Origin of the sequence: Pseudomonas sp. THAF187a, assembly GCF_009363395.1 — a bacterium.
GTDB classification, from domain to species: Bacteria; Pseudomonadota; Gammaproteobacteria; order Pseudomonadales; family Pseudomonadaceae; genus Aquipseudomonas; species Aquipseudomonas khazarica.
The window spans coordinates 3,981,921-4,008,153 of the sequence record NZ_CP045349.1; the positions used below are offsets into that span (position 1 = coordinate 3,981,921).

At 61.5% G+C, this 26,233-nt stretch carries 28 protein-coding genes and 1 pseudogene; 21 read left to right on the forward strand and 8 right to left on the reverse strand.

The genetic code is table 11. The features are described 5' to 3' along the window. Positions 1–139: 139 nt before the first annotated feature. On the reverse strand, positions 140–688 hold the full coding sequence (locus FIV02_RS18485) for a hypothetical protein (RefSeq protein ID WP_152489437.1): 549 nt from the start codon (positions 686–688) through the stop codon (positions 140–142). A gap of 340 nt (positions 689–1,028) precedes the next feature. On the opposite strand from FIV02_RS18485, the gene FIV02_RS18490 reads away from it, so the two are divergent. After that, entirely contained in the window at positions 1,029–1,661 is a 633-nt protein-coding gene (locus tag FIV02_RS18490; protein ID WP_152489438.1) for a hypothetical protein, read from the forward strand. Positions 1,662–1,824: 163 nt separating this feature from the next. Here the strand turns inward: FIV02_RS18490 and FIV02_RS18495 are convergent, their stop codons facing one another. Genes FIV02_RS18495 through FIV02_RS18505 form a run of 3 tightly spaced genes read right to left on the reverse strand, consistent with a single transcriptional unit; the run spans position 1,825 to position 3,678 of the window. Beyond that, positions 1,825–2,172, reverse strand: coding sequence for a hypothetical protein (locus FIV02_RS18495; RefSeq protein WP_256662993.1), 348 nt, complete (start codon positions 2,170–2,172; stop codon positions 1,825–1,827). A gap of 9 nt (positions 2,173–2,181) precedes the next feature. After that, a complete protein-coding gene (locus FIV02_RS18500) occupies positions 2,182–3,084 on the reverse strand; it encodes a hypothetical protein (RefSeq protein WP_152489439.1) in 903 nt (300 codons plus the stop codon). A 42-nt stretch (positions 3,085–3,126) separates the two neighbouring features. Further along, entirely contained in the window at positions 3,127–3,678 is a 552-nt protein-coding gene (locus FIV02_RS18505) for a hypothetical protein (RefSeq protein WP_152489440.1), read from the reverse strand. Between the two features lie 300 nt (positions 3,679–3,978). Between FIV02_RS18505 and FIV02_RS18510 the strand changes: the two are divergent. From FIV02_RS18510 to FIV02_RS18575, 14 genes and pseudogenes are all read left to right on the forward strand, one after another. Then, positions 3,979–4,396: pseudogene (locus FIV02_RS18510) on the forward strand (tyrosine-type recombinase/integrase); the annotation flags it as partial. A gap of 304 nt (positions 4,397–4,700) precedes the next feature. Further along, complete coding sequence (locus tag FIV02_RS18515) at positions 4,701–5,801, forward strand: hypothetical protein (protein ID WP_152489441.1); 1,101 nt, start codon at positions 4,701–4,703, stop codon at positions 5,799–5,801. Between the two features lie 170 nt (positions 5,802–5,971). Beyond that, positions 5,972–6,196, forward strand: a complete 225-nt coding sequence (locus FIV02_RS18520; protein WP_152489442.1) for an AlpA family transcriptional regulator — start codon at positions 5,972–5,974, stop codon at positions 6,194–6,196. Beyond that, complete coding sequence (locus FIV02_RS18525; protein ID WP_152489443.1) at positions 6,197–6,499, forward strand: helix-turn-helix domain-containing protein; 303 nt, start codon at positions 6,197–6,199, stop codon at positions 6,497–6,499. A gap of 284 nt (positions 6,500–6,783) precedes the next feature. Beyond that, complete coding sequence (locus tag FIV02_RS24850) at positions 6,784–6,948, forward strand: hypothetical protein (protein ID WP_172979175.1); 165 nt, start codon at positions 6,784–6,786, stop codon at positions 6,946–6,948. Continuing rightward, complete coding sequence (locus FIV02_RS18535) at positions 6,941–7,204, forward strand: hypothetical protein (RefSeq protein WP_152489444.1); 264 nt, start codon at positions 6,941–6,943, stop codon at positions 7,202–7,204. Before FIV02_RS24850 ends, FIV02_RS18535 begins: the two co-directional genes overlap by 8 nt. Further along, positions 7,197–7,475, forward strand: a complete 279-nt coding sequence (locus tag FIV02_RS18540) for a hypothetical protein (protein WP_152489445.1) — start codon at positions 7,197–7,199, stop codon at positions 7,473–7,475. Before FIV02_RS18535 ends, FIV02_RS18540 begins: the two co-directional genes overlap by 8 nt. 5 nt (positions 7,476–7,480) lie before the next feature. Then, entirely contained in the window at positions 7,481–8,404 is a 924-nt protein-coding gene (locus FIV02_RS18545; protein WP_152489446.1) for a toprim domain-containing protein, read from the forward strand. Positions 8,405–8,427: 23 nt separating this feature from the next. After that, positions 8,428–10,149, forward strand: a complete 1,722-nt coding sequence (locus FIV02_RS18550; RefSeq protein WP_256662994.1) for a DUF927 domain-containing protein — start codon at positions 8,428–8,430, stop codon at positions 10,147–10,149. 150 nt (positions 10,150–10,299) lie between these two features. Next, the gene (locus tag FIV02_RS18555) at positions 10,300–10,620 is read left to right on the forward strand and encodes a hypothetical protein (RefSeq protein WP_152489447.1); all 321 of its coding nucleotides are present in this window, start codon (positions 10,300–10,302) and stop codon (positions 10,618–10,620) included. A gap of 108 nt (positions 10,621–10,728) precedes the next feature. Then, positions 10,729–13,962, forward strand: a complete 3,234-nt coding sequence (locus tag FIV02_RS18560) for a tape measure protein (protein WP_172979176.1) — start codon at positions 10,729–10,731, stop codon at positions 13,960–13,962. 3 nt (positions 13,963–13,965) lie between these two features. Further along, positions 13,966–14,544 (forward strand): hypothetical protein, encoded by a 579-nt coding sequence (locus FIV02_RS18565; RefSeq protein WP_152489449.1) that lies wholly within the window; start codon positions 13,966–13,968, stop codon positions 14,542–14,544. Positions 14,545–14,659: 115 nt separating this feature from the next. Next, positions 14,660–15,223: a DUF4124 domain-containing protein gene (locus FIV02_RS18570; RefSeq protein ID WP_172979177.1), complete on the forward strand. Its 564-nt coding sequence runs from the start codon at positions 14,660–14,662 to the stop codon at positions 15,221–15,223. A gap of 372 nt (positions 15,224–15,595) precedes the next feature. Then, the gene (locus tag FIV02_RS18575; RefSeq protein ID WP_152490142.1) at positions 15,596–15,823 is read left to right on the forward strand and encodes a DUF4224 domain-containing protein; all 228 of its coding nucleotides are present in this window, start codon (positions 15,596–15,598) and stop codon (positions 15,821–15,823) included. Between the two features lie 612 nt (positions 15,824–16,435). Here the strand turns inward: FIV02_RS18575 and FIV02_RS25050 are convergent. After that, a complete protein-coding gene (locus FIV02_RS25050; RefSeq protein ID WP_152489451.1) occupies positions 16,436–16,657 on the reverse strand; it encodes a hypothetical protein in 222 nt (73 codons plus the stop codon). Positions 16,658–16,666: 9 nt separating this feature from the next. Then, entirely contained in the window at positions 16,667–16,888 is a 222-nt protein-coding gene (locus tag FIV02_RS18585) for a hypothetical protein (RefSeq protein WP_152489452.1), read from the reverse strand. 530 nt (positions 16,889–17,418) lie between these two features. Between FIV02_RS18585 and FIV02_RS18590 the strand changes: the two genes are divergently transcribed. Continuing rightward, positions 17,419–17,631: a cold-shock protein gene (locus FIV02_RS18590; protein WP_003298189.1), complete on the forward strand. Its 213-nt coding sequence runs from the start codon at positions 17,419–17,421 to the stop codon at positions 17,629–17,631. 165 nt (positions 17,632–17,796) lie between these two features. Continuing rightward, positions 17,797–18,294: an RDD family protein gene (locus FIV02_RS18595; RefSeq protein ID WP_037049632.1), complete on the forward strand. Its 498-nt coding sequence runs from the start codon at positions 17,797–17,799 to the stop codon at positions 18,292–18,294. Positions 18,295–18,350: 56 nt separating this feature from the next. Here FIV02_RS18595 and lptG read toward each other — a convergent pair whose 3' ends face one another. Both lptG and lptF read right to left on the reverse strand, forming a co-directional pair. Next, positions 18,351–19,415, reverse strand: a complete 1,065-nt coding sequence (lptG, locus tag FIV02_RS18600) for an LPS export ABC transporter permease LptG (RefSeq protein WP_134676976.1) — start codon at positions 19,413–19,415, stop codon at positions 18,351–18,353. Beyond that, entirely contained in the window at positions 19,408–20,532 is a 1,125-nt protein-coding gene (gene lptF, locus FIV02_RS18605; protein WP_152489453.1) for an LPS export ABC transporter permease LptF, read from the reverse strand. The genes lptG and lptF overlap by 8 nt, the downstream gene beginning before the upstream one ends. 143 nt (positions 20,533–20,675) lie before the next feature. Here lptF and FIV02_RS18610 point away from each other — a divergent pair, with 143 nt between their 5' ends. From FIV02_RS18610 to FIV02_RS18625, 4 genes are all read left to right on the forward strand, one after another. Next, positions 20,676–22,163, forward strand: a complete 1,488-nt coding sequence (locus tag FIV02_RS18610) for a leucyl aminopeptidase (protein WP_152489454.1) — start codon at positions 20,676–20,678, stop codon at positions 22,161–22,163. Between the two features lie 93 nt (positions 22,164–22,256). Continuing rightward, a complete protein-coding gene (locus tag FIV02_RS18615; RefSeq protein ID WP_152489455.1) occupies positions 22,257–22,676 on the forward strand; it encodes a DNA polymerase III subunit chi in 420 nt (139 codons plus the stop codon). Positions 22,677–22,736: 60 nt separating this feature from the next. Continuing rightward, positions 22,737–23,180: a DNA polymerase III subunit chi gene (locus FIV02_RS18620; protein ID WP_134676974.1), complete on the forward strand. Its 444-nt coding sequence runs from the start codon at positions 22,737–22,739 to the stop codon at positions 23,178–23,180. A gap of 168 nt (positions 23,181–23,348) precedes the next feature. Further along, a complete protein-coding gene (locus tag FIV02_RS18625; RefSeq protein ID WP_152489456.1) occupies positions 23,349–26,180 on the forward strand; it encodes a valine--tRNA ligase in 2,832 nt (943 codons plus the stop codon). Positions 26,181–26,233: the final 53 nt, after the last annotated feature.

The following is a 26,233-nucleotide window of genomic DNA, read 5'->3' on the forward strand; positions in this document are numbered from 1 at the left end:
AGTAGCGAAAGTGCTGGCACACCACCTCCCGAGTGTCCAGGGCATCAAACATACTTTAATGAGGTAGCTCATAATAGAATATCGAAAAACAAAACATTAAAGACAGCAAGCATGCACGCTTTAATATTTCGCCCCCTTCTTATTTATTAGGAACCAACACCAAGTCACCGCTCTCCAGCGCTTTTGGAATAGAGCACTTCACTAGGTATAACGCCGCCTCACCCAGAAAGCTTAAAGCGGAGATACTAAAGTCAATCCGTGCCCCACCCGCTCCATATTTGAATTTTCTCCCATCGGCAAATTCAATGCCCCTTTCCTTTATTGCTAAAAATCTAGGATTAAGCTCAGCCATCTGATCTACAAATCGCTGCATATTTTGCACATCTCCCAAATCAAGCTTCCCGGTTCCCCTATGGGCAAAGTCGTTACGAATACGATTGATGTGATGTAGAACCTGAAGAATACAAGCTGGCATCCCCATGGCAGTCGCAACGGCCATCTTGACCCCGAAATCGCGCATCTGACCTAGATATTTCTCGGTCTCGCTTGATTTCTTCAGCTCAATAAAATTTATAAGTATCTGCTCTGCCATAAGGTGGACCCTCAGCACACAGCCCACCTCATCTTCGGTTTCGATTGCATCAATCATCATCGAGAGGTCAAAAATCTTGCCTAGATCTACTGCCATGCTCACTGCCTCTTTGTGACTCAATTTAGTCTTTCCGAACTACTCACTAGAGCCTCGATCGCTCGGCGAGTAAACGCCTGTTCCCGTGCATCGAGTTGGCGGTAAAACCGCAGCAACAGCCGGTCCTCTGGCATCAACCATTCCCCAGCCGGCTGTGCAACTCGCTCCGCCAGTTGCTCCCCCCACAGCCGCGTTCACATCACTACTCATCTGCATACTCCATCATTGGCAGTTGTCCGTAGACCTTACCACTAGGCTGAAATATGCAAGCCGGCTAACGCCTTGGCAGCCTAACCCGCAGCGGGCAAACTGCCGTCTTTTCAATGGACGTTGCCCTCAAATGGATCTGCTTCAACAAGCTCAAGCTCTAATCGGCAGCCAGTACGCGCCGCTATTCACGGCAACAGTAACGGTGCTGTCTCTCGTCCCCAAGCTGATTGCACCACTCCTTAGCGCCTTCGAAGCGCATGACAAACACTTCGTGCGTAAGCCGCTAGAGCGGCTGAAGGCGCTACGCTCCAGCGTCGCAAAAAACCCGGACTTATCCCACTACCTGGAAACGTCCATCGAGCTGGAGGCATTCCGCATCGCGTCTGGCGTCACCACCAGCCGATCAAAAATGGATTTCTTGCTAGCGCTGGATAAAGACGGCAACTGGACAAAGTCACAGCTTCGCAGCCTATGCCGACACTTGGAGGTGCCGGACGGGCGCGATAAGCCTGAGATCGTCATCGGCGCCTTCGAGAAATTCGCCGCGATCTGGAGTGCCGTTGCCGCAATGACCATCGGTATAATGGGCGCGTTGTACTTCACCGTCTCGGTGTATCAATTCGACCTCTACGACTTCACCCTCGGAGCGAGCGCGTTTGCCGCATCCATCGCGTTTGGCCGCTTCGTCGTAAGCGATTTCATCAGCTATCGGCTCGCCCTCCGTGCCCAGGCAACCCTTGCTCGCCGACAGCGCCCTAGTTAAAGCGGATCGCCCAACAGCACCGCCTTGCGGTATCGCCCTGGCACTCGCCCTCACCAGGGCGCCATTCCAGCGTAGCGCCCTCGCCTACCAGGTCCACGCTCAGAGTGCGGTCAAGGCACTCGCCCATGCCGTCCTTGTCGACGGCCACCAAGCGCTGGTCATCTCAGGTGGTCACTTCGTAGTCGTAGGCGTGCGCTTCAAGATCCTCACCGCTGCCGTGGTACAGCAGCTCGGCATAGGCCTCTCGACAGGTTCGCCGCTCGCGGCTGCAGATAATCTCCACGGCATTTGTGGTGACGTGGTCGTAGCCCTCCACAGTGCGCCAATCGCCCAAAATCAGCAGGCCGTCGCCCTGGTCGATTCGCAGCGGGAGAATAGTGGCGGTGCGCTCCAGCGGCGCAGGGCTGACGATCCAGACGGCCGCATAAGCGGCCACTAGGGCGGAAGCGGGGGCAACGCAGAGGTAGCGAAGAATGGGTATGGTCGAACTCCTTTTCGGGGGTGGTGCCATCCTAGTTGTCTACTTCATATCAAGAAAGACATCCTCAATGAGAACTTCCTTGACCTCGTAAGCTTTCTTAGAGGGGACATAACGCTCAATAACAGAGATATCCGCAATAGCATTGGTTCGCCCATGAAGTAACGCCGGATCAACCATTTCATCAAGCACAAACTTTACTCGACTCTGGAACAAAGACGGCACCACTCCGCCCCAACCAGTGCCATGCTTATGCCTATCGCTGGCGTCAATAACAATCTTTTGCCGCTCATAGCGCGTACTTCTTTCTGTCGGCAACGGCGGCTCATAGCTCTCTGGAAAGACAGCTACCAGTTTCCTGTCGATAGTCAATGCAGACAGATCGCCGATCTCAATAGACGACTCCGGATCATTTTTTGCTGGCTTGACTACTTTGACAGCGTCACGCGCAAGGCTTTTCTTGTCCGTAATACCCTTCAAAACGGCCTCAATGTCCTGGGCCTTCATCTCGATATCGCCGCCGATATTGATGATTTGGTTGTTGTACGCGGTGATAGCCGGAGGTGCAGTAGGTGATTCGGTGTTGCTAAGCAAGCTCCCCCCATAAACCAAGGTAGCGCCAACGCCCATAGCAACAAGATATTTAATCACCTCGTTATCCTCTAGAATCTTGCCAGCCAACTCTTTGGCTTGGTCATAATTATCCTTTGTCCTGAACAAATACTTTATCAATAACTCTTCCCGCAGAGAGCCGGCCTGAATCGTCTCAACATAAACCTGCGTCTCGGTAATAATTATACCTTCGTAATATTTTTCAATAAATGCAGGCGTGCGCTTAATGATTCGCTCGAGCGCTTGTAGAGCATCTACAATCTCAGGAATAGGAATTGGCTTCTTTGTTGTATAGTTTATAGTGTAAGAAGTTTCAAGAACATACACAGCCATATAGCCCTTCCTCAAGTTCCAAGTTATTTATTCCGCCAACTGTTATTCCTGCCAACCGTCAAGCGCTTGAAAAATCCAACAATGGACAGTCTCTCTAGTAACGACGCTGTTTACCTTCTTGACCTCTATAAAGAGTGGATCAACGCTAGCGCGCAGTGCACGACACAGGTCCCGGTCGAGTTGAAGCTTGTACGGTGACGCACTGATAATTTGCCTGAACTGAGGGAGGTTTATCGCTAGCAGCCCTCGGCCTCTGGCGTGGTTGATCTGCAGCCCTTGTGCCTGCAACACACGCACTGCCGCCCAGAAAGCACTGAGCAGACTCGCCTGCTCGTCGGCGCTTGAAGGCGAAGGCACATAAAATTCAATAGGTTCAAGGTTCGCCAGCTCAGGGGGTAAGCGGCTCGTAAAAAACTGCAATTGCCTATAGAGGTCCGCTTGCGCCCGCTGATCACGCTCCTTGCTCAACAGCCGTATCCGCTTTTGGCGGCACAGGAGCAAAGCATCAATTGCGTGAACCTCGTCAGCCGTCAAAGGCACATCTGCCAAATCCGGAGCCCCCATGAGGATCGGGTAATATTGGTTGTCAGCCATCACAGAGCGTCCGTAGCCCTTGCGGCGCAGGGTTTACAGCCAAAACCCCCAAGCTGATCCGCGGGTAAGTGCACGGTAATTCTTGGGTAATTTTGGGTAAGAAACCTGGCCTGTCTGTTCTCAATGGGAACAGACTATGCCAGCCTTCTGCCATCCTCGACAACGGCGCCCCCCCAAACACAGTGTTCGAGGGTATGCAGGCGTTCTTTTCCTCAGCAGCTCGCTGTGCTTATCGTTGGGCACCATAGGGTTATCAGCGCCCGTTCACGTCCAGTGAGACCGCTGCCTTAACCATCCCCAATTCCCAAGGAGAGGATGAAAGCCCGCAGCCCGCACATCGTCCCCCGCGAGGCCGCGGCCATCCTGCGCCAGCTCCACCAGCTCACCGGCAAGTACCCGGGCGTTCGCAGGCCGGCACGACACCAGCCGGCCCATGAGCGAAAATACCGTGAACCTGGCCCTGCAGTCGATCGGCTACAAGGATCGCCAGACCGGCCATGGCTTCCGCCACCTGCTCAGCACCGAGCTGAACGGGCGTGGCTACAACCGTGATTGGATCGAGCGTCAGCTCGCGCATGGAGATCAGGACGAGATCCGCGACACCTACGACCACGCCACCTACCTCGAGCAGCGCCGCGAGATGATGCAAGCCTGGGCCGATTCGATAGATGCCCTGCGCGCTGGCGCCAACGTGGTGAGCCTCAAGCGCAAGGCGTAGCTGAGGTTCCCTCAGTTCCCTGGAAACTCACGAAAGTGTAAGTCGCGAGCGACCCTTTCGGCTTCTGCCCTATGGGGTCGGGCTTTCGTCGACCCAACGCCGTGCATGTGCAATTTACAGGGGAACCGGGGGAACTGGTGGAACCGTCTAGTGCGACGCGGCTTTAAGCGGTTCCCCCGGTGAGGGAGCTATAGGGAACCGGGGGAACCAAGGCGTTCGCCCGCACTTGGCACCTCCGCCCCGAAGGCATGGTGCATGAGTTGTACTCAATTCCGCGCGCCACGAATTGGCGAGCGGTGAAAACGTGGCGCGCGCCCAGCGCCAGAGCCTCCCGGATTATTTTTTTCATGTTCCTCAGTGTTCCCCAAAACACTTAAAAGCCCTGTTACTATCGGGCCGCCTACTGTATGAACAAACAGGGATGGCGGAATTGCCAAACCAACCACCACAGCCCTTTGGGCGCGTCCGACTGACTCAAGTTGTGGAGTCGTGGGCCGCAGAGCACCCTCTTAACCCGCGCCTGCTGGCCAGCGAGCTGGCCGATGTTCTGCGCACCATCGGCCCAAGCACTCAAGTCCTGGACCACACCGCCGCCAGTGTGACCCTGTACGACCCCACCACCGGAGCCGGAGGCATAACCATTGAGGCCCTGGCTGATTACTTCGACAGATACAGCGTAGGGGCGCCAGCGGACACGATTGAAACAACCAACGGGGCAGCTCAGGCCGGCGCGGTATTGCTCTCCAAGCAGTGGATAGGACGCGTCGAAAGCGAGGCCGAGGCCCGCGCCACCATCGCCGCTGGCTTGCAGCAGGTGGCGCCAGCACCAGCTCCCAACGGAGGAGCACTACCGACCGAACAGCACCAGTCACCGCTATCTGGAAGCACCCCGGAATGCCTCGCCCTGCGCCAGGCACAGCAGCGCCAGGAAGGCGAGCAAAGCGCAAGCGAAAGGCTAGAAGCAGCAGAACAACAAGCCGCAACCCTCCGAAAGGAGATTGAGCGTCGTAACGCGCGAGAGCAGACTCTGGAGCAAGCGCTACAGCAAGCCAGGGAGGAAGCAGAGCGTTATAGACGGGCTGCGGCGGAGGATTGCCGGAAACTCACCTTGGCAGAAGATCAACTACGCGAACACGCGGGAATCATCGAGTTCATGAACCCCAACAACCATTTATCACCCGTAGAAGGCCGGCGGAGTGTGATGGTTTGGTGCGAGATGACTGAGAACGGCCAGACAGACCCAACAACCGCCGGCATAGGCGTAGGCCCGCTGGCGGGGCGTTTATGGCAACAGCATTTCGGCAAACCTAAAGAAATAGTGGTGAAGCGCCTGCAGTGGTTTCTGACCTGGCCGGCCCGCAAGCTGGGCGGGGCCGTAGCCAAGAAAGCACCGAAAAAGGGGTGACCGGTTACACCCCCTGTCCTGCCTGATATTCGGCCAGTTATCCACAGTACAGCCCCGAACCTGTCACCCCTTTACTGCAACCTGTCACCTGTTACAGCGCCAGCCACCTGGCCAGCATTGAAAGCGTTGATTCCCGATAACGCTTTGCAATGCCCAGGAGGGCTAACACGATGCCAAGTAAAACCACCCCTAGCCAGTTCGACCGCCAATTCATCAAGCGCCAGGCTGTGGAGCAAATCACCAGCCTCTCGCGCTCCGAGATCTACCGCCGTATTGCGGCCGGTACCTTCCCCAAGCAAATCAACCTGGGCCCCAAATCCGTAGTGTGGAACGAGGCAGAGGTGCAGGCCTGGTGCGATGAGCGCATCGCCGCCAGTCGAGGGGAGGCCGCCTAAATGACGGACAAAGAAAAGGCCGACCAACAGGCCAGCCCCAAGAAAACGCGCCTTGATGATACCAGCACCAGCGCCCAGCGCGCTCGACTTCTGGAGAAACTGCACCAGGGCCCCGTGGACACCATTACTGCTCGCAGCTTGCTGAATATCATGATGCCTGCGGCTCGCATCAAGGAATTGCGCGAGGCAGGACACCCGATCAAAACGCACCGTCTCACCCTCACCGACGAACATGGGCGCACTCACCACGGCGTTGCGCTGTACTACCTGGGTACCCTGCCTACGCTGGAGGTAGCGGCATGATTGGCCTTGCGCTTCAGCCAGCACGGCGTTATGGTCTGCCCGTCGCGGTCAATCCCGCGGCCGGGTTTGGCGACCCGAACACCACACGGCGCACAAGCGCCCACCATTCCATTGCAGGCGCTTTTTTTGTGCCTGCAATGCCGTGTTATGGCGGCTGTGCGTGGGAGACCCTCGGGTCTGCCGGGTTCCGTGTGTCCCGGTTCGCCAACCTGCGCACAGCTGCCACCCTTACTCGTTTGGCGACGATCCGTGGCAGCTCCAACAACACACACGGAGCTACACCCATGCACACTGTCCGCAATTTGTCCGCATCGCATGCGGACGCCTGGAAGGCCCGCGCCCTTTCAGCACTCCACAGCAACTCCTCCCTGTCCGTACGCCTGGCTCGCTACAACGAAGCCATGGCCAAGGCTCGCGCCCTGGAATCTCAGGAGGTGCGCCATGCGTAAGCAGGTAGCTCACGAGAGGCAGGCCCAGGTCAAGGAATTGGGCGACGCCCTCGAAATGAAGATCGATACCGCAACGGTGCTGGCCGAAATCACGCTGGACAACGCGGTTAGCGCTGAATGTGCCGGGGGCGCTTACCTCAACAGCCGTCGCGCCGGCTCGCTGATGCAGATCCAGATCTACCTCTCGCAATCCATCTCCGACGACTTTTCCAAGCTCATGGAGCTGGTGGAGGTGGTGGAGGTGGCGGATGCCTAAAGCAACTGAACTCAGCCAACTGGCGGCCGCTGCGGATGATGCTGTTCAGCAGATCAGTTGCCGCGTCCAGTACGCCAAGTGGTTGGATGCCTTGGCCAACTCCATCCATTGCGCGCTCGAGGGCGGGAAAGCCTGCGTGGAGAGCCGTATTGAGCGCGCCATGTTGCTGGCCAGCCTGGCGCAGTTCCTGGCCCACGATTTGACTCAAGATCTGCAGCGGGACGCCTCCGACCTGCAGGCCGCGGTCGACTCCGCCCAAGCCAAGGAGTAACCACCATGACTCAGAAAAACGGCGCCTGTGCGCCGACGGCCTCGCTCGGCCTTGAGAAAGTGGAGCTAGCTTTCCGCGATGCCCTGCAATCCAGCTATGGCCGGCTTGAGTGGGTGCCCGTGGCTGACGGTGCCCTGCACCGTTTCCATGTGCCTGGCGACAAAGCTGGCACCTGTAACGGCTGGTATGTGCTCCATCTGGATGGCATCGCCGCTGGCGCCTATGGCAGTTGGAAGGACGCCGGCACTTGGCGCCAGTGGAGCAGCCGCGCGCCAGCCAACGCGAGGGAGCATGAACAACTGCGCCAGCGCATCGAGCATGCCAGGCGCCAGCGCGAGGCCGAGCAGCACCAGCGCCAACAGGCCGCGGCCGAGTACGCAGCCCGCCTGTGGCGCGATGCTCACCGCGCCGATCCGGGCCACCCCTACCTGGTCGGTAAGGGCTGCCGCTCGCACACCCTGCGCCAGCGGGGTGATGTGCTGCTAGTGCCGCTGAGCCGTGACGGGGTGCTGGTCAACCTGCAGCGCATACAACTGGACGGGGGCAAGCGCTTCTTGAGCGGCGGCATGGTCAAGGGCTGCTGTTCGAGCCTGGGCACCATCGCTGCCGGCCAACCGCTGTACATCTGCGAGGGCTGGGCAACGGGCGCAACAATCCACGAGGAGACCGGCGCCGCTGTCGCCTGCGCCATGAACGCCGGCAACCTGCTGGACGTGGGCCGCCGCCTGCAACGCCGACACCCCGACGCGGTGTTGATCGTGGCCGGCGACGACGACCGCCAGACCGAAGGCAACCCAGGCCGCACCGCCGCTATCAAGAGCGCAGCCACCCTTGGCTGTGGGCTGGTGTTGCCCGAGTGGCCGCCGAGCGCACCCGTGAACCTCTCCGACTTCAACGACTTGCGCCAATGGCGGGAGGCTCAAGCATGAGCGCGCCAAAGGAAAAAGCCACCGTGCTGCAACTGGTGAGCGAAGCCACCACGCCGGATATCGAGCGCCCAGCCTTTCGCGTGTACGACCACCCCATCACCACCAGCACCGGCCAGAAGCTACGCGCTGGCGTCTACTGGCACGGCCAGCGCCCCGGGAAAGGAGACGCCGCGCCCGTGCCGTTCGACCAGTGGGTTTGCTCGCCTCTGCACGTCGAGGCCATCACCAGCAGCAATGGCGGCCAGTTCGGGCGGCTGCTGAGGTTCCGTAACACCTTGGGCCAGTGGCGGGAATGGGCCATGCCTATGGCCATGCTGCGCGGTAGCGGGGAGGACTTGCGCGGGGAACTGCTGAGCATGGGCGTGGAGATTGACCCGGACGGCTTCAAGCAGTTGAACCGCTACATCCAGAGCCAGCGTCCGGGCCGGCAAGTCACCGCAACCAGCACCACTGGCTGGCACGGTTCCACCTTGTTCATCATGCCCGGCGAGAATATCGGCCAGGGTGACGCCATCCTGCAAAGCGAGGCGGCCAGCTTGGACGACTTCCCTCGGGCCGGCGACCTGGACGGCTGGCGCGATAGCGTGGCGCGCTTCTCCGATGGCAACCCGTTGTTGATCCTGGGCATCTGTGCCGCCCTGGCTGGCCCCCTGCTGCACCCAGCGCGCCAGCAGAGCGGCGGGGTCAACCTGTATGGCAAGAGCAGTACTGGGAAAAGCAGCATCGCCCAGGCCGCCGCCTCGGTATGGGGCCACGGCGAGGAGCTGTTGCGCACTTGGAACGCCACCGGCAATGGCCTGGAGGGGATCGCCAGCCAGCGCAATGACGCCTTGCTGGTGTTGGATGAGCTGGGCGAGGCCGACCCGACCAAGGTCGGCGATATCGTCTACGCCTTGGCCAACGGTACCGGGCGCGCTCGAGCAACCCGCACCGGGGGCGCACGCACAACCAACCGCTGGCGCGTGTCGCTGCTGTCGTCCGGGGAACTGACGCTGCCCGCCAAGATGGCCGAGGCGGGAAAGCGCAGCAAAGCCGGCCAGGAGGTGCGGCTGCTGGACTTGAGCGCCACCCGCCGCTTCGGCTGCTGGGATCACCTGCACGACCACACCGATGGCGCCAGCCTGTCCAAGGCCATCAAGCGCGCCAGCGTCACCCACTACGGCCACGCCGGCCCCGCCTTTGTCCGCTACCTGCTGGACGGTGAGGGCCTGGATAGCATGCCCGATGCGCTGACACTGCTGCGCAGTCAGTACCAGCCCCGCAACAACCTGGAAGGGCGCGCAGCGGATCGCTTCGCCCTACTGGCGCTGGCGGGAGAGCTAGCTATCAGCTGCGGACTTCTGCCGCTGGCGCCAGAGGCCGCACGCCTGGCCATGCTGGAGCTGTTCGCCAGTTGGCAGAGCGAGCGCAGCGCGGACACCAGCGAAGATGCCGCCATCAAGGCGCTAGTGCTGGAGTTCATCACCCGCCATGGAGAAGCCCATTTTTCCGAACTGGGCAGGGACTGCCCGCCGATCCGAGATCGGGCGGGCTGGTGGCGAGAGAGCTGCGGACAGCGCATCTGGTTGTTCACCAGCGAAGGGCTGCGGCGCGCCGTGCCCGGTTTCGAACAGCGCACGGTGCTGGATGTGTTGGACGCGGCCGGGTGGATCGCTGAGCGAGGCGAAGCCGGCAAGCGCGCAAAACAGGTAAAGGCCGACGGTCAGAGCCGCCGCCTGTACCACCTACACCTCTTGGAGGGCTGACGCCATGTTCACAGCCATCCACTTGAATGCCCTGCTACTTGCTAGCTCGGTTCCCCTGGTTCCATCGGTTCCCCCACGAACGGCTGAGCTTCAACCGCCCTATCAACAAGCCAACCCCACTGACACACCAACCCACAAGAGGAACAAACAATGACCGCGAACATCACCAACAGCAAAGAGCTGCAACTCGGCAACATCTCGGTAACCGTGCGCGAACTGAGCGTGCTGCAGGTACGCAACTGGCTGGCCGAACTACTTGCCCCGCAGGCCCAACGCGATCTGGTGGACGAAGCTCTTTTTACCGAGTGCTCCATCGGTGACCTGCTGCGAATGACCAGTTTGACGCGCGAGCAGTTCGATGGACTACGCCCCTCCCAGATCCGGGAAGTGATCGAGCTCTGCAAGGAGCTGAACCCCGATTTTTTCGGGTTCATGGGGCGCCTGGTCAAGCAGGCGGCGCCCACAGCTTGAGAGAGCTGGACCGTTGTATTTCGGCCATGGTGCAACTGGGGCACGCCAGCGCCCCTTGCTATCCGTGGTCGTTCTTTCTCGCATCACTGAATGCCACAGGAGGCACTAATGACAGACGTTGAGCTCAAGTTAACCGCCGACGTCGGCCAAGCCACGAAAGAGGTGGCCGGCTTTCGCCGCGAGTATGCAGAACTGGTGCGCAGCATTGAGAAGCCGCTACGCCAGATTGATGCCCTGAAGGAAACACAACAGAACGCCAAGGCAGCGAGTAGCGCTTACTTCGAGGCAAAGCGCCGAGTTGACGAACTGAAACGGGCTATAGAGCAGGCTGGTCAGCCGGTGCGCCAGCTCGATCGCGCCTATGCGCAGGCGCAGCGCACTCTGGCTAACGCTACCCGTGAGTTTGATCGGCAGAAAGCCAAGGTGCGTGAGCAGCGCGCCGAACTGCAAGCCGCGGGGGTTGATACCCGGAACCTGGCCGCCGAGCAGCAAAGGCTCCAAAGCACGCTGGCCAAGGGGCTTGCCTCTGGCCGCAACGATCAGGCCATCAGGACGGCGGCTCAGGATTTGGGCGTTGGCCGCTATCGTGCTGCGCAAGTTGAGGTTGAGCGTCTGCGGGGTCAGTACCAGCTGCTGCGCACGAGCGGCAACCTTACGGCCCGTGAGCTGGCAGTAGCCCAGCAGGCGCTGACTCAGCGGGTACGCGAAACACAGCAGGCGATTCGCGGCGTCAATACCGAACAGCAGCGCTCGCGCATCGGTGGCGGTGCTGCCGCCCTCGCGGCACAGGCCGGCGGAGCATATGGTGCGTTTCGGGGCCTACAGGGCGTTATCCGCATTGCAGACAACTGGGTCGAGTTGACCGACCGTATCAAGCTCGCCAGTGGCAGTCAGGAAGAGTATGCGCAGGGTATGGAGCGGTTGCGTGATATCAGCGACCGCACCTTCACGGACATGCGGGGCAACGCTGAAAACTTCGTGAACTCCCTAGCGCCCCTGCGTGATCGCGGCTTCAGCAATGATGAGGTGCTGAGCTTCGTCGAGGCGGTCGGTCTGGGAATGGTGGCCAGCGCAGCGCGTGGCGAGCGGGCGGCCGCCGCACTGCAACAATTCAGCAACGCTCTACAGGACGGCAAGCTGCAGGGCGATGCGTTCACGGCCATGATTCGCACGACCCCAGCCTTGGCCGATGCTCTGACCCGGTCACTCGGCCTGACCCGTGAAGAGCTGGCGAAGATGGCCACCGAAGGGCAGCTCACCACGGACGTGTGGGTGCCAGCAGTGATCAGCCAGCTCGATTCACTCGGCGGCGCAGTCGATGGCATGAACATCCTGGTGAGCGATGCACTAACCCGCCTCAACAATGCATGGGAAGATGCCATCGGCAAGGCCGACACGAAGCCCTTGGTTGCAGCAATCGAGGATCTGACCAAGACCATCGGTGATCCGCTGATCGTCGAGAACCTGGTCAAGATCGCTTCCGCCATGGTGTACCTGGCGAGCGTTGCGGTATCGGCTGCGAGCGGCTTCGCCGAACTGGGCGACAACATCGGCTATGCGGCAGCCAAGGCCAGCGGCAACGTCGACAAGCTGACCAAGCTGGAAAAGACCCTGAAAGAGGTCAACAACGCGATCACCGGCGATAGCTTCATCGGCTCCAATACAGTGGCCGTGCTCATGAAGCAATTCGCCCCGGAAGGGTTGGTACGGTGGCGCAAAGAGCTGGAAGAGGAAATCGCCAAGGTCGGCGCCGAGCTTTCCGGTATGAGCCTGGAGGCCTACAAGGCGCAACAGGAAACAGCCCGCCAGCAGCGCGAGGCCGAACGCCAGGCGCTTGATGAGCAGAAGAAACTTGACCAGCAGGAGGTGGCCGCCAAGCGCGAGAAGTTCAGCGAGCTGGCTAAACTGCGTGACGCCGAAGTGAAGGCCTCGGCCGATGCGGTGAAGGCGCGGGCGAAGGCGGAGCGGGAAGCGCTCAAGGAACTGGACAAGGCCAAGCAGGCGCAGCTCGACACCGAAACTCGCTACAAGGAAGCACTCGATCGCCTGCGCTCTGATGGCGCCGGTGGTGAAGCCAGCTTCGGCAACGCTATGAGCTTGCGCGTAGCTGCACGCCAGGCCCTGGAGGCTAACGACTTCGAGCGCGCCAAGAAGAACGCCCAGGCGGCGCTGAAAATGTTGCTGGACCTGGCCGATGCCGGCGAGAACACCTACGGCTTCGAGGGCTTCATCAAGAGCCTGAAAGATATCGAGGATCAGGCCGACAAGGTGAGTCTCGACAAAGCCAAGAGCAGCTTCGAGCAAGCCCAGAAGCAAACGGCCGACTTGAAAACACTGCTCGATGAGCTGAAAGACACCACCATCACCGTCACGATGGATCAGACGGCGCTGGACAAGGTATATGCTCAGCTTGCGCAGTTAGCCCAGGCCACCGGGCGTGCCTTGGAGCTGCCCGATCTGCCTGCCGCAAATACCCAACCAACGCCAGCTGGCAACATCAAGCCGCCAGTCAGTAAGCCGAGCAGTCCCGCTGCTGCACCAGCACAAACACAGATCAGGCAAACTGGCCCGAACAGCTTCACCAACGTCCCCGCCGTGGATGCTGAGGTGAGGGTTACTGGCATCCGCCAGGACGGCCCCAACAGCTGGACGAACTTGCCCCCGGTCGATGTTGCAGTGACGCCGCAAGGCATCCGCCAGGACGGTGCGAATAGCTGGACGAACCTGCCGCCAGTTGAGGTCGGCGTGCTGCCCAAAGGCATCCGCCAGGATGGCGAAAACAGCTTCACCAACTTGCCGCCTGTAGACGTGGAGCTGCAGGTTGACCAGGAGGCCGCTACCCAGGCGCAACAGCAGGTTGCCGAGTTGGCGCAACGCTTCAAACGGGAGCTGGTCATTCCGGTTACGCCGGTGGCCGGGCAAGCCGGAGCCACCTCTGCCGGTCAGGTCGATGGCTACGCCGACGGCGGGCTGATCCGTGGGCCGGGCACCGGCACCAGCGATAGCATTCTGGCCAGGCTTTCCAATGGGGAGTTTGTCATGCGCGCTGATGCCGTGAGGCACTACGGCTCCGCGCTGCTGCAGCGACTCAACAGCCGCCAATTGCCACGGTTCGCCGATGGCGGCCTGGTGAGCAGCGCCCTGGCACCCAGCGTGCCGATGGCAGCCCAACAGCTAGAGCGTACAGTCGAGGCCTCGCGCGGGCCGGATCTTAGCGACTACGGTTATCTTGGGCTCGACTTGGGTGGAGGACAGACTCATGAGGTACTTGTCCATAAGACAACAGAGATGAACTTACGCCGATTAGCTAACAAGTTCGGCCCCTCAATGAAGAGGAGATAGCTCATGCCAAATGAATGGAACCGCCATGGTGGGCGGCTGCTTTGCTACTACCTGTCTACACACCATCCGGTGTTCAAGTTCCCCAGCGGACTCGGCCCTTTTCCCACTGCGGCAGAGGCCGGCGAGGCCATGGACATGCTCCTGGCGCGTTACCCGGATTTGCGCATTCGGTTGGATCGGTTGCCCAACAGCTCTGAGCTTATGAGCCTCCCCGATGAGACTCTGGATGAGCGGCTTGGCACCTCCCAATGGTGGCTCGAAAGGCTACTGCTGGCGCCCTTCAACGTTGTTGAAACGGTAGAGTCATCCCCTAATGAAGTGACCGCCGAGCATGCCAGGCAGATCGCTGCTCGGCTCGGCTGCTCGCCTTCAGACATCGCCGTGTTTCAAGGTGCTACAACTGCCGATCTCCAGGAGCCGCTCTGGATCGTTTTTCGCCTTCACCTGCAAACCGAAGACACTGCAAAGGCCAAAACCAAAGTGCTTTGGCTGAGGCGTGAGCGCGAGCAAAAAGACCTTGATACCGCAGGCGTGATAGCTACCACGCTCGCGCTCTACTACCCAGCCACAGACCTGGTTTGATCATCACAGCCCCAGCGTCACGCGCGCGGGGCTACTCCTCTCCCAGCCCGTCGAAGCTTTGTGTGGTGGCACAACGATGGTAAATTGCCAAAGCAAGCCGCAGGGAGGGAACCCCATGATCAGATCAGTTTTCTTGATGTGCCTGCTCGCTGGAGCCATGCCAGCTGCTCAAGCTGCGACCGTATTCAAATGCGTCGATGCCAAGGGCAAGGTGACATTCACCCAGCAAAACTGCCCCGATAACCATGCTCTCGATGATGTGATTTCGGCGCGCAATCAAGCCCCAAGTGGCTCCAGCGCACCAACCAAAATGGCGGAGCCGGTTAACCGGACACAAGCGCAGCACTACCCCTCAACCCAACGCTATGCACAGCAACCAGCCCAACAAGCCGGAGGCGGAACGTCAGTGACCGTGGTTGGAGGGTCTGCAGAGCGATCGCCATGCAGTACCGGTCTGTCTGATCGCGACTTACGTACCGCCAAAGTGCGCGGAGAGATCGTGCCTGGCATGTCCCGCAAGGACGTTGAATCGATGTATGGCACGCCCAATCGTGACGGCCATGCTCGAGGTGCCGGGGCGAGCACGTACTGGAACGACAAGTATCTGGATCAAACCTCTGTCGGCTATGACAGTAACGGCTGCGTGCGCGGCAGCTACCAGTCGGGGCACCGGAACTGACGAGAAGGGCGAGCAGCACGCCCAGCCAGATCGATAGCAGCAGATTCCCTGCATTGCAGGCTTTCTCGTGCATGGCGCAAATCTGCGCCATCGTCGGGGTGAACGTGGGATTTCCTCACTTTGAGGAAATCCGAGCTCATCCCCCCACTGGGGGTCACCCTCAACTCCAGGATGAACCCGGCATGTGGCGGGTTATGGGGGAAACCTCCCCGAAACCTCGAATGCCCTGCTCCTGCACTTCTGCGTAAAGAGCGCAGACCAGTAATGGCGGGCGTTTCCGCTGATTCTTGAATTTCTATGTGGAGAGGGTGAAGGAACACAAATGATGGGATGCTCCCGCCTTTTGGCCCCACCCCACAGAGCAAAGAGATGATGCTACTCACACCTGAAGAGGTCGCCGACCTCACTGGCTACCGAAAGCCTTCGGCGCAAGCCCGTTGGCTCGATGCTCAACAGATCCCTTATCTAGTCGGCGGAGACGGCCGGCCCAAGGTGTTGCGTGCACCGTTGCTCGAGCGCCTAGGCGGGGGCCCTGCTCGGCAGCCCACCAAGCCGGGGCCTCAGCTCCGGCTTGATCGGATGCAACCTAGAAAGCGCTGAAGGGTGGCCGCGGCTCATCCGGTTCCCTCAGTTCCCCCTCAACCACTCTAGGGGGAACCTCTGAAAGCCTCGCCATTGCTGGAGGTTCCCCCGGTTCCCTTGGTTCCCTCGCATCTAAACGTTACTCAGAATCACCTTTAGCACCTCGCCCCCCTGCTTTGGGTCCTCCCGGACGGGGGCGCCTCGAGGGTAATTCGGGCCCCGGCGCCGCGCTATGTATGAGAATTTTTAGGGGGTTGGTTGTTGTGTTGTTGTTACCCATCAGGCCGCACCGGCCGGTGCCCAGGGCCGCGGGCATACACCAACCTGGCCCGCGCCCAGGTAGGCCGAACGACGACACAGCGCCGGGCATTCCGACCAACCCCGTCGGCGACAGGTAGGCGGGGGCCCTGGCCTACCCCCGCCCCCACGGGGAAGGCGTTGAGCCGCGCGGTAGTCGACAGTTTTTCGACCTTCCAATGCTCCACCACACGTCACGCCATGATCTGCCGCAAGCCGCGCAGGGCCTGAGCTACGTCTGTACTAGGGGCCTGTACGCCTTGTACATTTGCCGCCCATGTAGCCAGAACCAAATGCGCAAGGTGGATCGGGTAGGTGCTAGATCATGAGCTGTTACCGAAGTCGCGGCCGGCCCGTCTTCAGCGCTTGGTGTTCGCCGGCCTCATATTCGCGGAGAAACGTCCGAACGCTCTCCAAGCGCCAGCAGATGCGCGCTCCCTGCTTGAAGAACGGCGGTAGCCAATTGGGGCGCGACTGGATTGCGCTCCTGATAGATGACTCAGTGCGCCCTAAGAGCTTTGCCAGCTCCGGCACATGGATGATTTCAGGCTCCATAATCCAGACCTACATCCTCTCCACATCCCGCAGCACCATCGCCACAAGTTCGTTACGACTCCCTGCCTGGTAGGCGATCCAGTCCACATACCACAACTTCCCGATCTGCTCCCCTGGGATGGTACCGTTCCTGATGTAGTTACGAATTGCCTGGCTGCATGGAGGGGTGCCGTTCTCGCCCCAGCGCCGGCGCTGAAACTCGCTGATTTTGATGAGCTCACGCTTCGCCATGCCAACCTCCTGATGAAAATGCTGCGATCAACAGTAGTAGACCACCGGGGCAATCACCCGCGCGGCAGAGTCAACTCCAACCTGATGGCACTTTTCGTTTTAGGGGCAGATTTAGGGGCATCCTCATCAGCCAAAACAAGCTTGCACCATAGGGGCAAGCCTTACAGCGCAAACTTCGAGTCTCCCCCGGGCACCACGACATGGCCCGCAAGACATTGGTCTTGCGGGCTTTTTCATTTCTGCACGAACAATCCATGCAATTGTTGCAATCCTGCTGTCGCTGCACTTTCCCAGCGCCTCGGCAGGCCCCGTAAAACCTGGCTGGCGACGTACCTGGCAGGGGTTGGCAATTGCGCAAAAGTTAGCGTAGAGTGATCGAACTGTTTGCATGGGTCGCTGTGAATCGTGACTCTGGTGCAGCAGATCATCTAGATCCGCTACATCCCGCTCGACTTCTATTACTCCTTGCAACCAGTCTCAGCCCTCTATACTCGGAGGCTGTCATCAACTCTAGTTTCAAGGAAAAAGACATGTCGAATCGTCAGAACGGTACCGTCAAGTGGTTTAACGACGAGAAAGGTTTTGGTTTTATCACTCCCGAGAGCGGTCCGGATCTGTTCGTGCACTTCCGCGCGATCGAAGGCAACGGCTTCAAGAGCCTGAAAGAAGGCCAGAAAGTCAGCTTCGTCGCTGTGCAAGGTCAAAAAGGCATGCAGGCCGACCAGGTTCAGATCCTGGGCTGATTGCCGCAGCTTTGAAAAACCCCTGATCTTCATCAGGGGTTTTTTATGCCTGTCGTTCGGGCCCACGCCCTGCAGCGCCAGGTAACAGATCAGCGAGACGCTTTTTTATCCCCTCCGCCCGCTCGCGGTTAGAATGGCGCGCACTTTCGTCACAGCGAGCCCATCATGCCGAAACACACGCTACGCCCGCAGGGAGACTTCCCCACTGCCGGGCTGATTCGTCGCCTGGCGGCCATCTTCTACGACTTCCTGCTTTGCGTCGCCCTGGTCATGGTCGTGACCCTGGCCTACCAGCAGGGCATCCTGCGCATGATCCACGGCGGCGATACGCTGAGAGCCATGGCCGAAGCCGGCGCACTGGACCATGACCCGGTGCTCGCCAGCCTGGCACTGCTGTCGCTGTTCGCCTTCTTCGCCAAGTTCTGGACCCACAATGGCCAGACCCTGGGCATGCAGGCCTGGGGCCTGCGCATCCAGAATGCCGATGGCAGTGCCATCGACCTGTGGCAGGCCCTGCTGCGCTTCGTGGTCGCGATCGGCTCCTGGCTGTTCGCCGGGCTCGGCTTTCTCTGGCTGCTGTGGGACAAGCAGGGCCGTACCTGGCACGACATCTATTCGGGCAGCCGCGTCGTGCAGCTACCCAAGAACGTCCACAAGAAATAACCAATGGCAGACATGAAAAAGCCGGTTCAATGAACCGGCTTTTTTGTGGATCTGACTCAGCCTGCGCGCCGCAACAACCAGACGCCGGCCAACGCACAGACACCGGCAGGCACCAGCACCGCCAGCAACGGCGAGAAGCCGAACACCAGGCTGGATGGGCCGAGCAGGTCCTGGGCGATGCGGAACACGAACCCTACCAGCACACCGGTGAACACGCGCTGACCCAGGGTCACCGAACGCAGCGGGCCGAAGATGAACGAGATGGCCATCAGCACCAGCGCCCCGGTCACCAGCGGCTGCAGCAGCTTGGTCCAGAAGGCCAGCCAGTAACGCGCGTTGTTCAGGCCCTGCTCCGCCAGGTAGTGGATGTACTGCCACAGGCCGGTGACCGACAGCGACTCGGGCTGCATCACCACGGTGTTCAGCAGTTCCGGATTGAGCTCGATATCCCAGCGCTCCTGGTCCTGCTTGACCACTTCGGAGCGGTCTTCGTGCAGCAGAGTGGTCTGCACGTTGCGCAGCATCCAGTGGCTGTCGCGATACTCGGCGCGACGGGCGAAGCTGGCCGACAGCAACCGACGCTCATCATCGAAGCGATAACGGGTCACCCCGAGCAGGACACCATTGGGCTGCACGGCATTGATGTGCACGTACTCCTGCCCCTGGCGATGCCACATGCCGCGCTTGGAACTCTGCGCAGCGCCGCCGCCCTGGGCCAGGGCACGATCGGCCTGGGCCTGGTTCTCGGTGAGCGGCGCAACGTACTCGCCGATCAGAATGCCGACCAGCATCAGTGCCAGCATGGGCTTCATCACGGCCCAGACGATGCGCCCGATGGACACGCCAGCGGCACGCATGATGGTCAGTTCGCTGTTGCTGGCCAGCGTGCCGAGGCCGATCAGGCAGCCGATCAGCGCGGCCATCGGCAGCATCTCGTAGGCGCGGCGCGGCGCGGTCAGCAGCACGTACCAGAGAGCCTGGCCGAGACCGTAGTCGCCCTTGTTCAGGTCACCCAGCTCATCGATGAAGGCGAACAGCAGCGCGAGGCCGAGAATGATGCCCAGCACCGCGAGAATGGCGATGAATACCTGCGCCCCGATGTAACGATCCAGCTTAGCCATGGGCCACCTCCGACACCGCCGCACGACGGCTGGCCCACCACAGACTCAGACGCTCCCAGTACAGCAACAACAAACCGATGGCCAGGAAGATGCCATGCACCCACCACAGCCCGAGCCCCGTTGGCAGGCGGCCCTTGTCCAGCGCGCCACGGGCGGCGATCAGCAGCCCCAGGTACGCCATATAGAGGAAGATCGCCGGCAGCAGCTTGAGAAAGCGCCCCTGGCGCGGGTTGACCTTCGACAGCGGCACGGCCAGCAGGGTGACCACGAACACCAGCAGCGGCAGGGACAGGCGCCACTGCAGCTCGGCCTGCAGCACCGGGTCGTCGCTGCCGAACAGATCGCGGGTCGGAATCGCCTCACGTTCGTTGGCCTCGATGGCGACCTCGGGCTTGGGCAGCAGCACGCCGTAGGTGTCGTACTGGATGGCGCGGTAGTCGGCCTCACCCGGTTCGCCGTCGTAGCGGTAGCCGTTCTCCAGAATCAGGTAGCGGCTGCCATCGCCCTGGATTTCCTGGCGCCCGCTCTCGGCGACCAGCACGGTGATGCCGCGCTCGGAGGTGCCGTCGGTGGAGAAGCGCTTCTCCGACATGAACACACCACGCAGCTCGCTGCGGTCGGCGGAGAGTTCCTGCGAATAGGTCACCCGCGAGCCGTCGCGGATCGACTGGAAGCGCCCCGGCACCAGGGTGTCGAGTTCGGTCAGGGCGTCCTGCTGGTTGAGAATGCGCGCCACGCCGGCAACGCCTTGCGGCGCCAGGCCGAGGCTGAGCCAGCCCACCAGCAGGGCGACGATCAGGGCCGGCGCCAGGCTGTAGGCCGTCAGACGCTGCTGGCTGACACCGGTGGCGGACAGCACCGTCATCTCGCTGTCCAGGTACAGGCGACCGTAAGCCAGCAGAAAACCGAGGAACAGGCCCAGCGGCAGAATCAGCTGGAGGAAGCCTGGTATCCGGTAGCCCATGATCATGAACAGCACGCCGGGGTCGAGAACCCCCTGCGCTGCCTGGGCCAGGTATTTGATGAAACGACCACTCATGATGATCACCAGCAGTACGGCACTTACCGCACTGAGAGTTACCAGCACTTCGCGGGATAGATAACGGAAGACGATCAAACCGGACGCTCCAGGGTTGTCAGGCTCAGGCGCGAGCGCTCAAACTAGCCGCACCTACTTGCCGGCCCACCGCAGGGTGAGCCCTCGAAAAATGGCGGACATTATCCGTCAAACCTGACTCTTTGTCTTGGGGACAGCTCATTATGGAATTCCTCGTCAAAAGTACACGCCCGGAAACCCTGAAGACCGCTACCCTGGTCGTCGCCATCGGCGAAGGCCGCAAACTGAGTGAAACCGCCAAGGCGGTGGACCTGGCCAGCAAAGGCGCACTGAGCGCCGTGCTCAAGCGTGGCGACATCACCGGCAAACCGGGGCAGACCCTGCTGCTGCACAGCCTGCCGGGCCTCAAGGCCGAGCGCGTGCTGCTGGTGGGCTGCGGCAAGGGCGATCTGTCCGACCGTCAGCTGCGCAAACTGATTGCCAGCGTGCACGGCGTACTCAAGGGCCTGGGCGGCAGCGACGCCCTGCTCGCCCTCGGCGAACTCAAGGTCAAGGGCCGTGATGCCTACGGCAAGGCGCGCCTGATCGTGGAAACCCTGGCCGACGGCAGCTACCTGTTCGAGCAGTTCAAGAGCAAGAAAGCCGATCCTCGCGCACTGAAGAAAGTCACCCTGGCCGTCGACAAGGCCGAGCTGGCCGATGCCGAGCGCGCCCTGCAGCACGCCCGCGCCATCGCCGCCGGCGTGGCCTTCACCAAGGACCTGGGCAACCTGCCGCCGAACCTCTGCCACCCCAGCTACCTGGCCGAAGAGGCCAAGGCCCTGGGCAAGGCGTACAAGAACCTCAAGGTGGAAATCCTCGACGAGAAGAAGCTCAAGGAACTCGGCGCCGGCGCCTTCCTCGCCGTGGCCCAGGGCAGCGAGCAGCCGCCGCGGATGATCGTCATGCACTACCAGGGCGGCAAGAAGGACGAGAAACCCTTTGCCCTGGTCGGCAAGGGCATCACCTTCGACACCGGCGGCATCAGCATCAAACCGGCCGCCGGCATGGATGAGATGAAGTACGACATGTGCGGCGCCGCCAGTGTGTTCGGCACCCTGAAAGCCGTGTTGGAACTGCAGCTGCCGATCAACCTGGTGTGCCTGCTGGCCTGCGCCGAGAACATGCCCAGCGGCCGCGCCACCCGCCCTGGCGACATCGTCACCACCATGAGCGGGCAGACCGTGGAAATCCTCAACACCGACGCGGAAGGCCGCCTGGTGCTGTGCGATACCCTGACCTACGCCGAGCGCTTCAAGCCGCAGGCGGTGATCGACATCGCCACCCTCACCGGCGCCTGCATCGTCGCCCTGGGCAGCAACGTCTCCGGCCTGATGGGCAACAACGACGCCCTGATCAGGCAGATCCTCAAGGCCGGCGAAAGCGCCGACGACCGCGCCTGGCAGCTGCCGCTGCACGACGAGTACCAGGAACAGCTCGACAGCCCGTTCGCCGACATCGCCAACATTGGCGGGCCGAAGGCCGGCACCATCACTGCCGGCTGCTTCCTGTCGCGCTTCGCCAAGAACTTCCACTGGGCGCACCTGGATATCGCCGGCACCGCCTGGATCAGTGGCGGCAAGGACAAGGGCGGCACCGGCCGACCGGTCCCGATGCTGACCCAGTACCTGCTGGATCGCGCCAAGGCCTGATGCCACTCCGTAGCCCGGATGCAATCCGCGGACATACAGCTGTCCCGGATTGCATCCGGGCTACGTCTGCCCTTTATCACCGCCGAAGAAATCATGCCCAGAATCGAGTTCTACGTCCTTTCCTCCAGCGACGCCCCCGGGCGCCTGCGGGCCGCCTGCCAGCTGGCACTGAAGGCCTGGAACGCCGGCCTGCCGGTGTTCCTGCGCGGCAGCGACGAGGCGCAGTGTGGCGAGCTCGATGACCTGCTCTGGCAGTTCAAGGCCGAGCGCTTCGTGCCCCACGACCTGCACCGCGATGCGCCGCTGTCGCCTGTGGTACTGGGCACCGACGAGGTCCCCAGCGCCGAGCAGGGCGTGCTGATCAACCTCGGCAGCAGCCTGTCGCCGCATGTCGAGCGCTTTGCCCGCATCATCGAGATCGTCAACCAGCAACCGGAACTGCTGAACGCCTGTCGCGAGAATTTCCGCGCCTACCGCCAGCGCGGGTATGATCCGCAACGTGTCGAACTTTAGGGTCCGGCAACGCTCACACCCTTTGTCACACTGCCTTTTCCTATCGCTGCGCTGACCGTCATGGACACCCCCAAGCCTCCGCAAAAACCCGTTCAGTTGCTGCATGATCTGGAGTCGATCCGCGAGCTCCTGGGTGATGACAGCCACGAGCCACCGCTGCTGATCGACTCGCTCGATCCGGACAGCATCCCCGTGCTGTCCGACATCGTCAGCGCCCCGCCCGGCCCGCCTCCGCCGTTCCACGCCACGCCGGCCGCCCAGGCGAAACCGGCAGCGCAGCCGGCGACGCCCAGCGAAGCGGCGCCCAGCCCGATACGCGAACGCCTGGAGCCGCGCCTGCACGACAGCGCCCGCGACCTGCAGCACCTCAATGGCGAGCTGCGCGCCGCAGCGCAACTGATTCTGCAGGATGTGATCGACGACTTCGTGCCGCAGATCGAAGCCGAACTCAAGCGTCGCCTGGAAGCCCGCCTGCCGCGCCTGCTGCCCCCGCGCAAACCCTGACGCGCCCCATGCCGGGCGGGCGCTACCCGCCAGGCTGCCGGCTGGCGGGTTCCCCGGCCCTGCGACTGCAGCGTTGCGTCGACCGACGCGCCGCCCTTACGCCGCCCGCTTGATCCCCGTTATACTTGTCGGCTTTTCCGATCAGCCGTCACAAGGGTCCCGCCGCGCATGGACAAGACCTACCAGCCGCACGCCATCGAATCCAACTGGTACCAGACCTGGGAGCAGAACGACTACTTCGCCCCACAAGGTAGCGGTGAGCCGTACACCATCATGATCCCGCCGCCGAACGTCACCGGCAGCCTGCACATGGGGCACGGCTTCAACAACGCCATCATGGATGCGCTGATCCGCTTCCGCCGCATGCAGGGCCGCAACACCCTGTGGCAGCCGGGCACCGACCACGCCGGTATCGCCACCCAGATGGTGGTGGAGCGCCAGCTGGCCGCCGATGGCATCGGCCGCCACGACCTGGGCCGCGAGAAGTTCCTGGAGAAGGTCTGGGAGTGGAAGAACCAGTCCGGCGGCACCATCACCCGGCAGATTCGCCGCCTGGGCTCGTCGGTCGACTGGTCGCGCGAGCGCTTCACCATGGACGACGGCCTGTCCGAAGCGGTCAAGGAAGCCTTCGTCCGCCTGCACGACGATGGCCTGATCTACCGTGGCAAGCGTCTGGTCAACTGGGACACCAAGTTCCACACCGCCATCTCCGACCTGGAAGTGGAAAACCACGACGAGAAAGGCTCGCTGTGGAACCTGCGCTACCCGCTGGCCGACGGCAAGAAGACCGCCGAAGGCAATGACTACCTGATCGTCGCCACCACCCGTCCGGAAACCATGCTCGGCGACAGCGCCGTGGCCGTGCACCCGGAAGACGAACGCTACAAGGCACTGATCGGCAGCTATGTCGATCTGCCGCTGGTAGGCCGCCGCATCCCGATCATCGCCGACGACTACTGCGACCCCGAGTTCGGTACCGGCTGCGTGAAAATCACCCCGGCGCACGACTTCAACGACTATGAAGTGGGCAAACGCCACAACCTGCCGCTGATCAACATCTTCGACAAGAACGCTGCCGTGCTGGCCACCGCCCAGGTGTTCAACCTCGACGGCAGCGTCAACGAACAGGTCGACGCGGGCATTCCGGCGCAGTTCGCCGGCCTCGACCGCTTCGAGGCGCGCAAGCAGATCGTCGCAGCCTTCGAGGCGGCCGGCCTGCTGGAGAAGATCGAAGACCACGCGCTGAAAGTACCGAAGGGCGACCGCTCCGGCACCGTCATCGAGCCGTGGCTGACCGACCAGTGGTACGTCTCCACCAAGCCGCTGGCGGAACAAGCCATCGCCGTGGTCGAGAGTGGCGAGATCCAGTTCGTGCCCAAGCAGTACGAGAACATGTACTTCAGCTGGATGCGTGACATCCAGGACTGGTGCATCAGCCGTCAGCTGTGGTGGGGCCACCGCATCCCGGCCTGGTACGACGAAGCCGGCAACGTCTACGTCGGTCGCGACGAGGCGGAAGTACGCGCCAAGTACAACCTCGAAGGCGCCACCCTGCGCCAGGACGAAGACGTGCTGGACACCTGGTTCAGCTCCGGCCTGTGGACCTTCTCCACCCTCGGCTGGCCCGAGCAGACCGACTTCCTCAAGACCTTCCACCCCACCGACGTGCTGGTCACCGGCTTCGACATCATCTTCTTCTGGGTCGCCCGGATGATCATGCTGTCGACCCACCTCACCGGGCAGATTCCGTTCAAGACCGTCTACGTGCACGGCCTGGTGCGCGACGGCCAGGGGCAGAAGATGTCCAAGTCCAAGGGCAACGTGCTCGACCCGCTGGACATCGTCGATGGCATCACCCTCGACGAGCTGCTGGAAAAACGCACCAGCGGCATGATGCAGCCCAAGCTGGCCGAGAAGATCGCCAAGCAGACCAGGGCCGAGTTCCCCGAAGGCATCGCCAGCTACGGCACCGACGCCCTGCGCTTCACCTTCTGCTCGCTGGCCACCACCGGCCGCGACGTGAAGTTCGACATGGGCCGCGTCGAGGGCTACCGCAACTTCTGCAACAAGCTGTGGAACGCCGCCAACTTCGTCATCGAGAACACCGATGGCCAGGACACTGGCGTGAATGGCGAAGAGGTCGAACTGTCCTCGGTCGACCGCTGGATCATCAGCCAGCTGCAGCGCACCGAAGCCGAAGTCACCCGCCAGCTCGATGCCTTCCGCTTCGACCTGGCCACCCAGGCGCTCTACGAGTTCGTCTGGGACCAGTACTGCGCCTGGTACCTGGAGCTGGTCAAGCCGGTGCTGTGGGACGAGAACGCGCCGCTCGAGCGTCAGCGCGGCACCCGCCGCACCCTGGTGCGCGTGCTGGAAGTCATCCTGCGCCTGGCTCACCCGTTCATGCCGTTCATCACCGAAGAAATCTGGCAGCGCATCAAGGGCCAGGCCGCTGTGCAGGGCGACACCCTGATGCTGCAGCCGTGGCCGGTGGCCAACGAGACCCGCATCAACGCCGCCGCCGAAGGCGATATCGAGTGGGTCAAGCAGCTGATGCTCGGCGTGCGCCAGATCCGTGGCGAGATGAAGATCTCCATGGCCAAGCGCATCGACATCATCGTGGCCAACGCCAGCGCCGAGGATCAGCGCCGCCTGGCCGATTTCGAGCCGCTGCTGAACAAGCTGGCCAAGCTGGAATCGGTACGCGTGCTGGCTGCCGGTGAAGAAGCGCCGATGTCCGCCACCACCCTGGTCGGCGAGATGGAAGTGCTGGTGCCGATGGCCGGGCTGATCGACAAGGACGCCGAACTGGCGCGCCTGGACAAGGAGATCGGCCGCCTGGAAGGCGAGGTCAAGCGTGTCGGCGGCAAGCTGAGCAACGAAGGCTTCGTCGCCAAGGCCCCTGCCGAAGTGCTGGAGAAGGAGCGCGCCAAACTGGCCGAGGCCGAGCAGGCCCTGGCCAAGATGGTCGAGCAGCGCGGCAAGATCGCCGCACTCTGATCCCCCGGCGACACCCACAGGCCCGCGCCCTAACCGGCGCGGGCCTGTTTTTT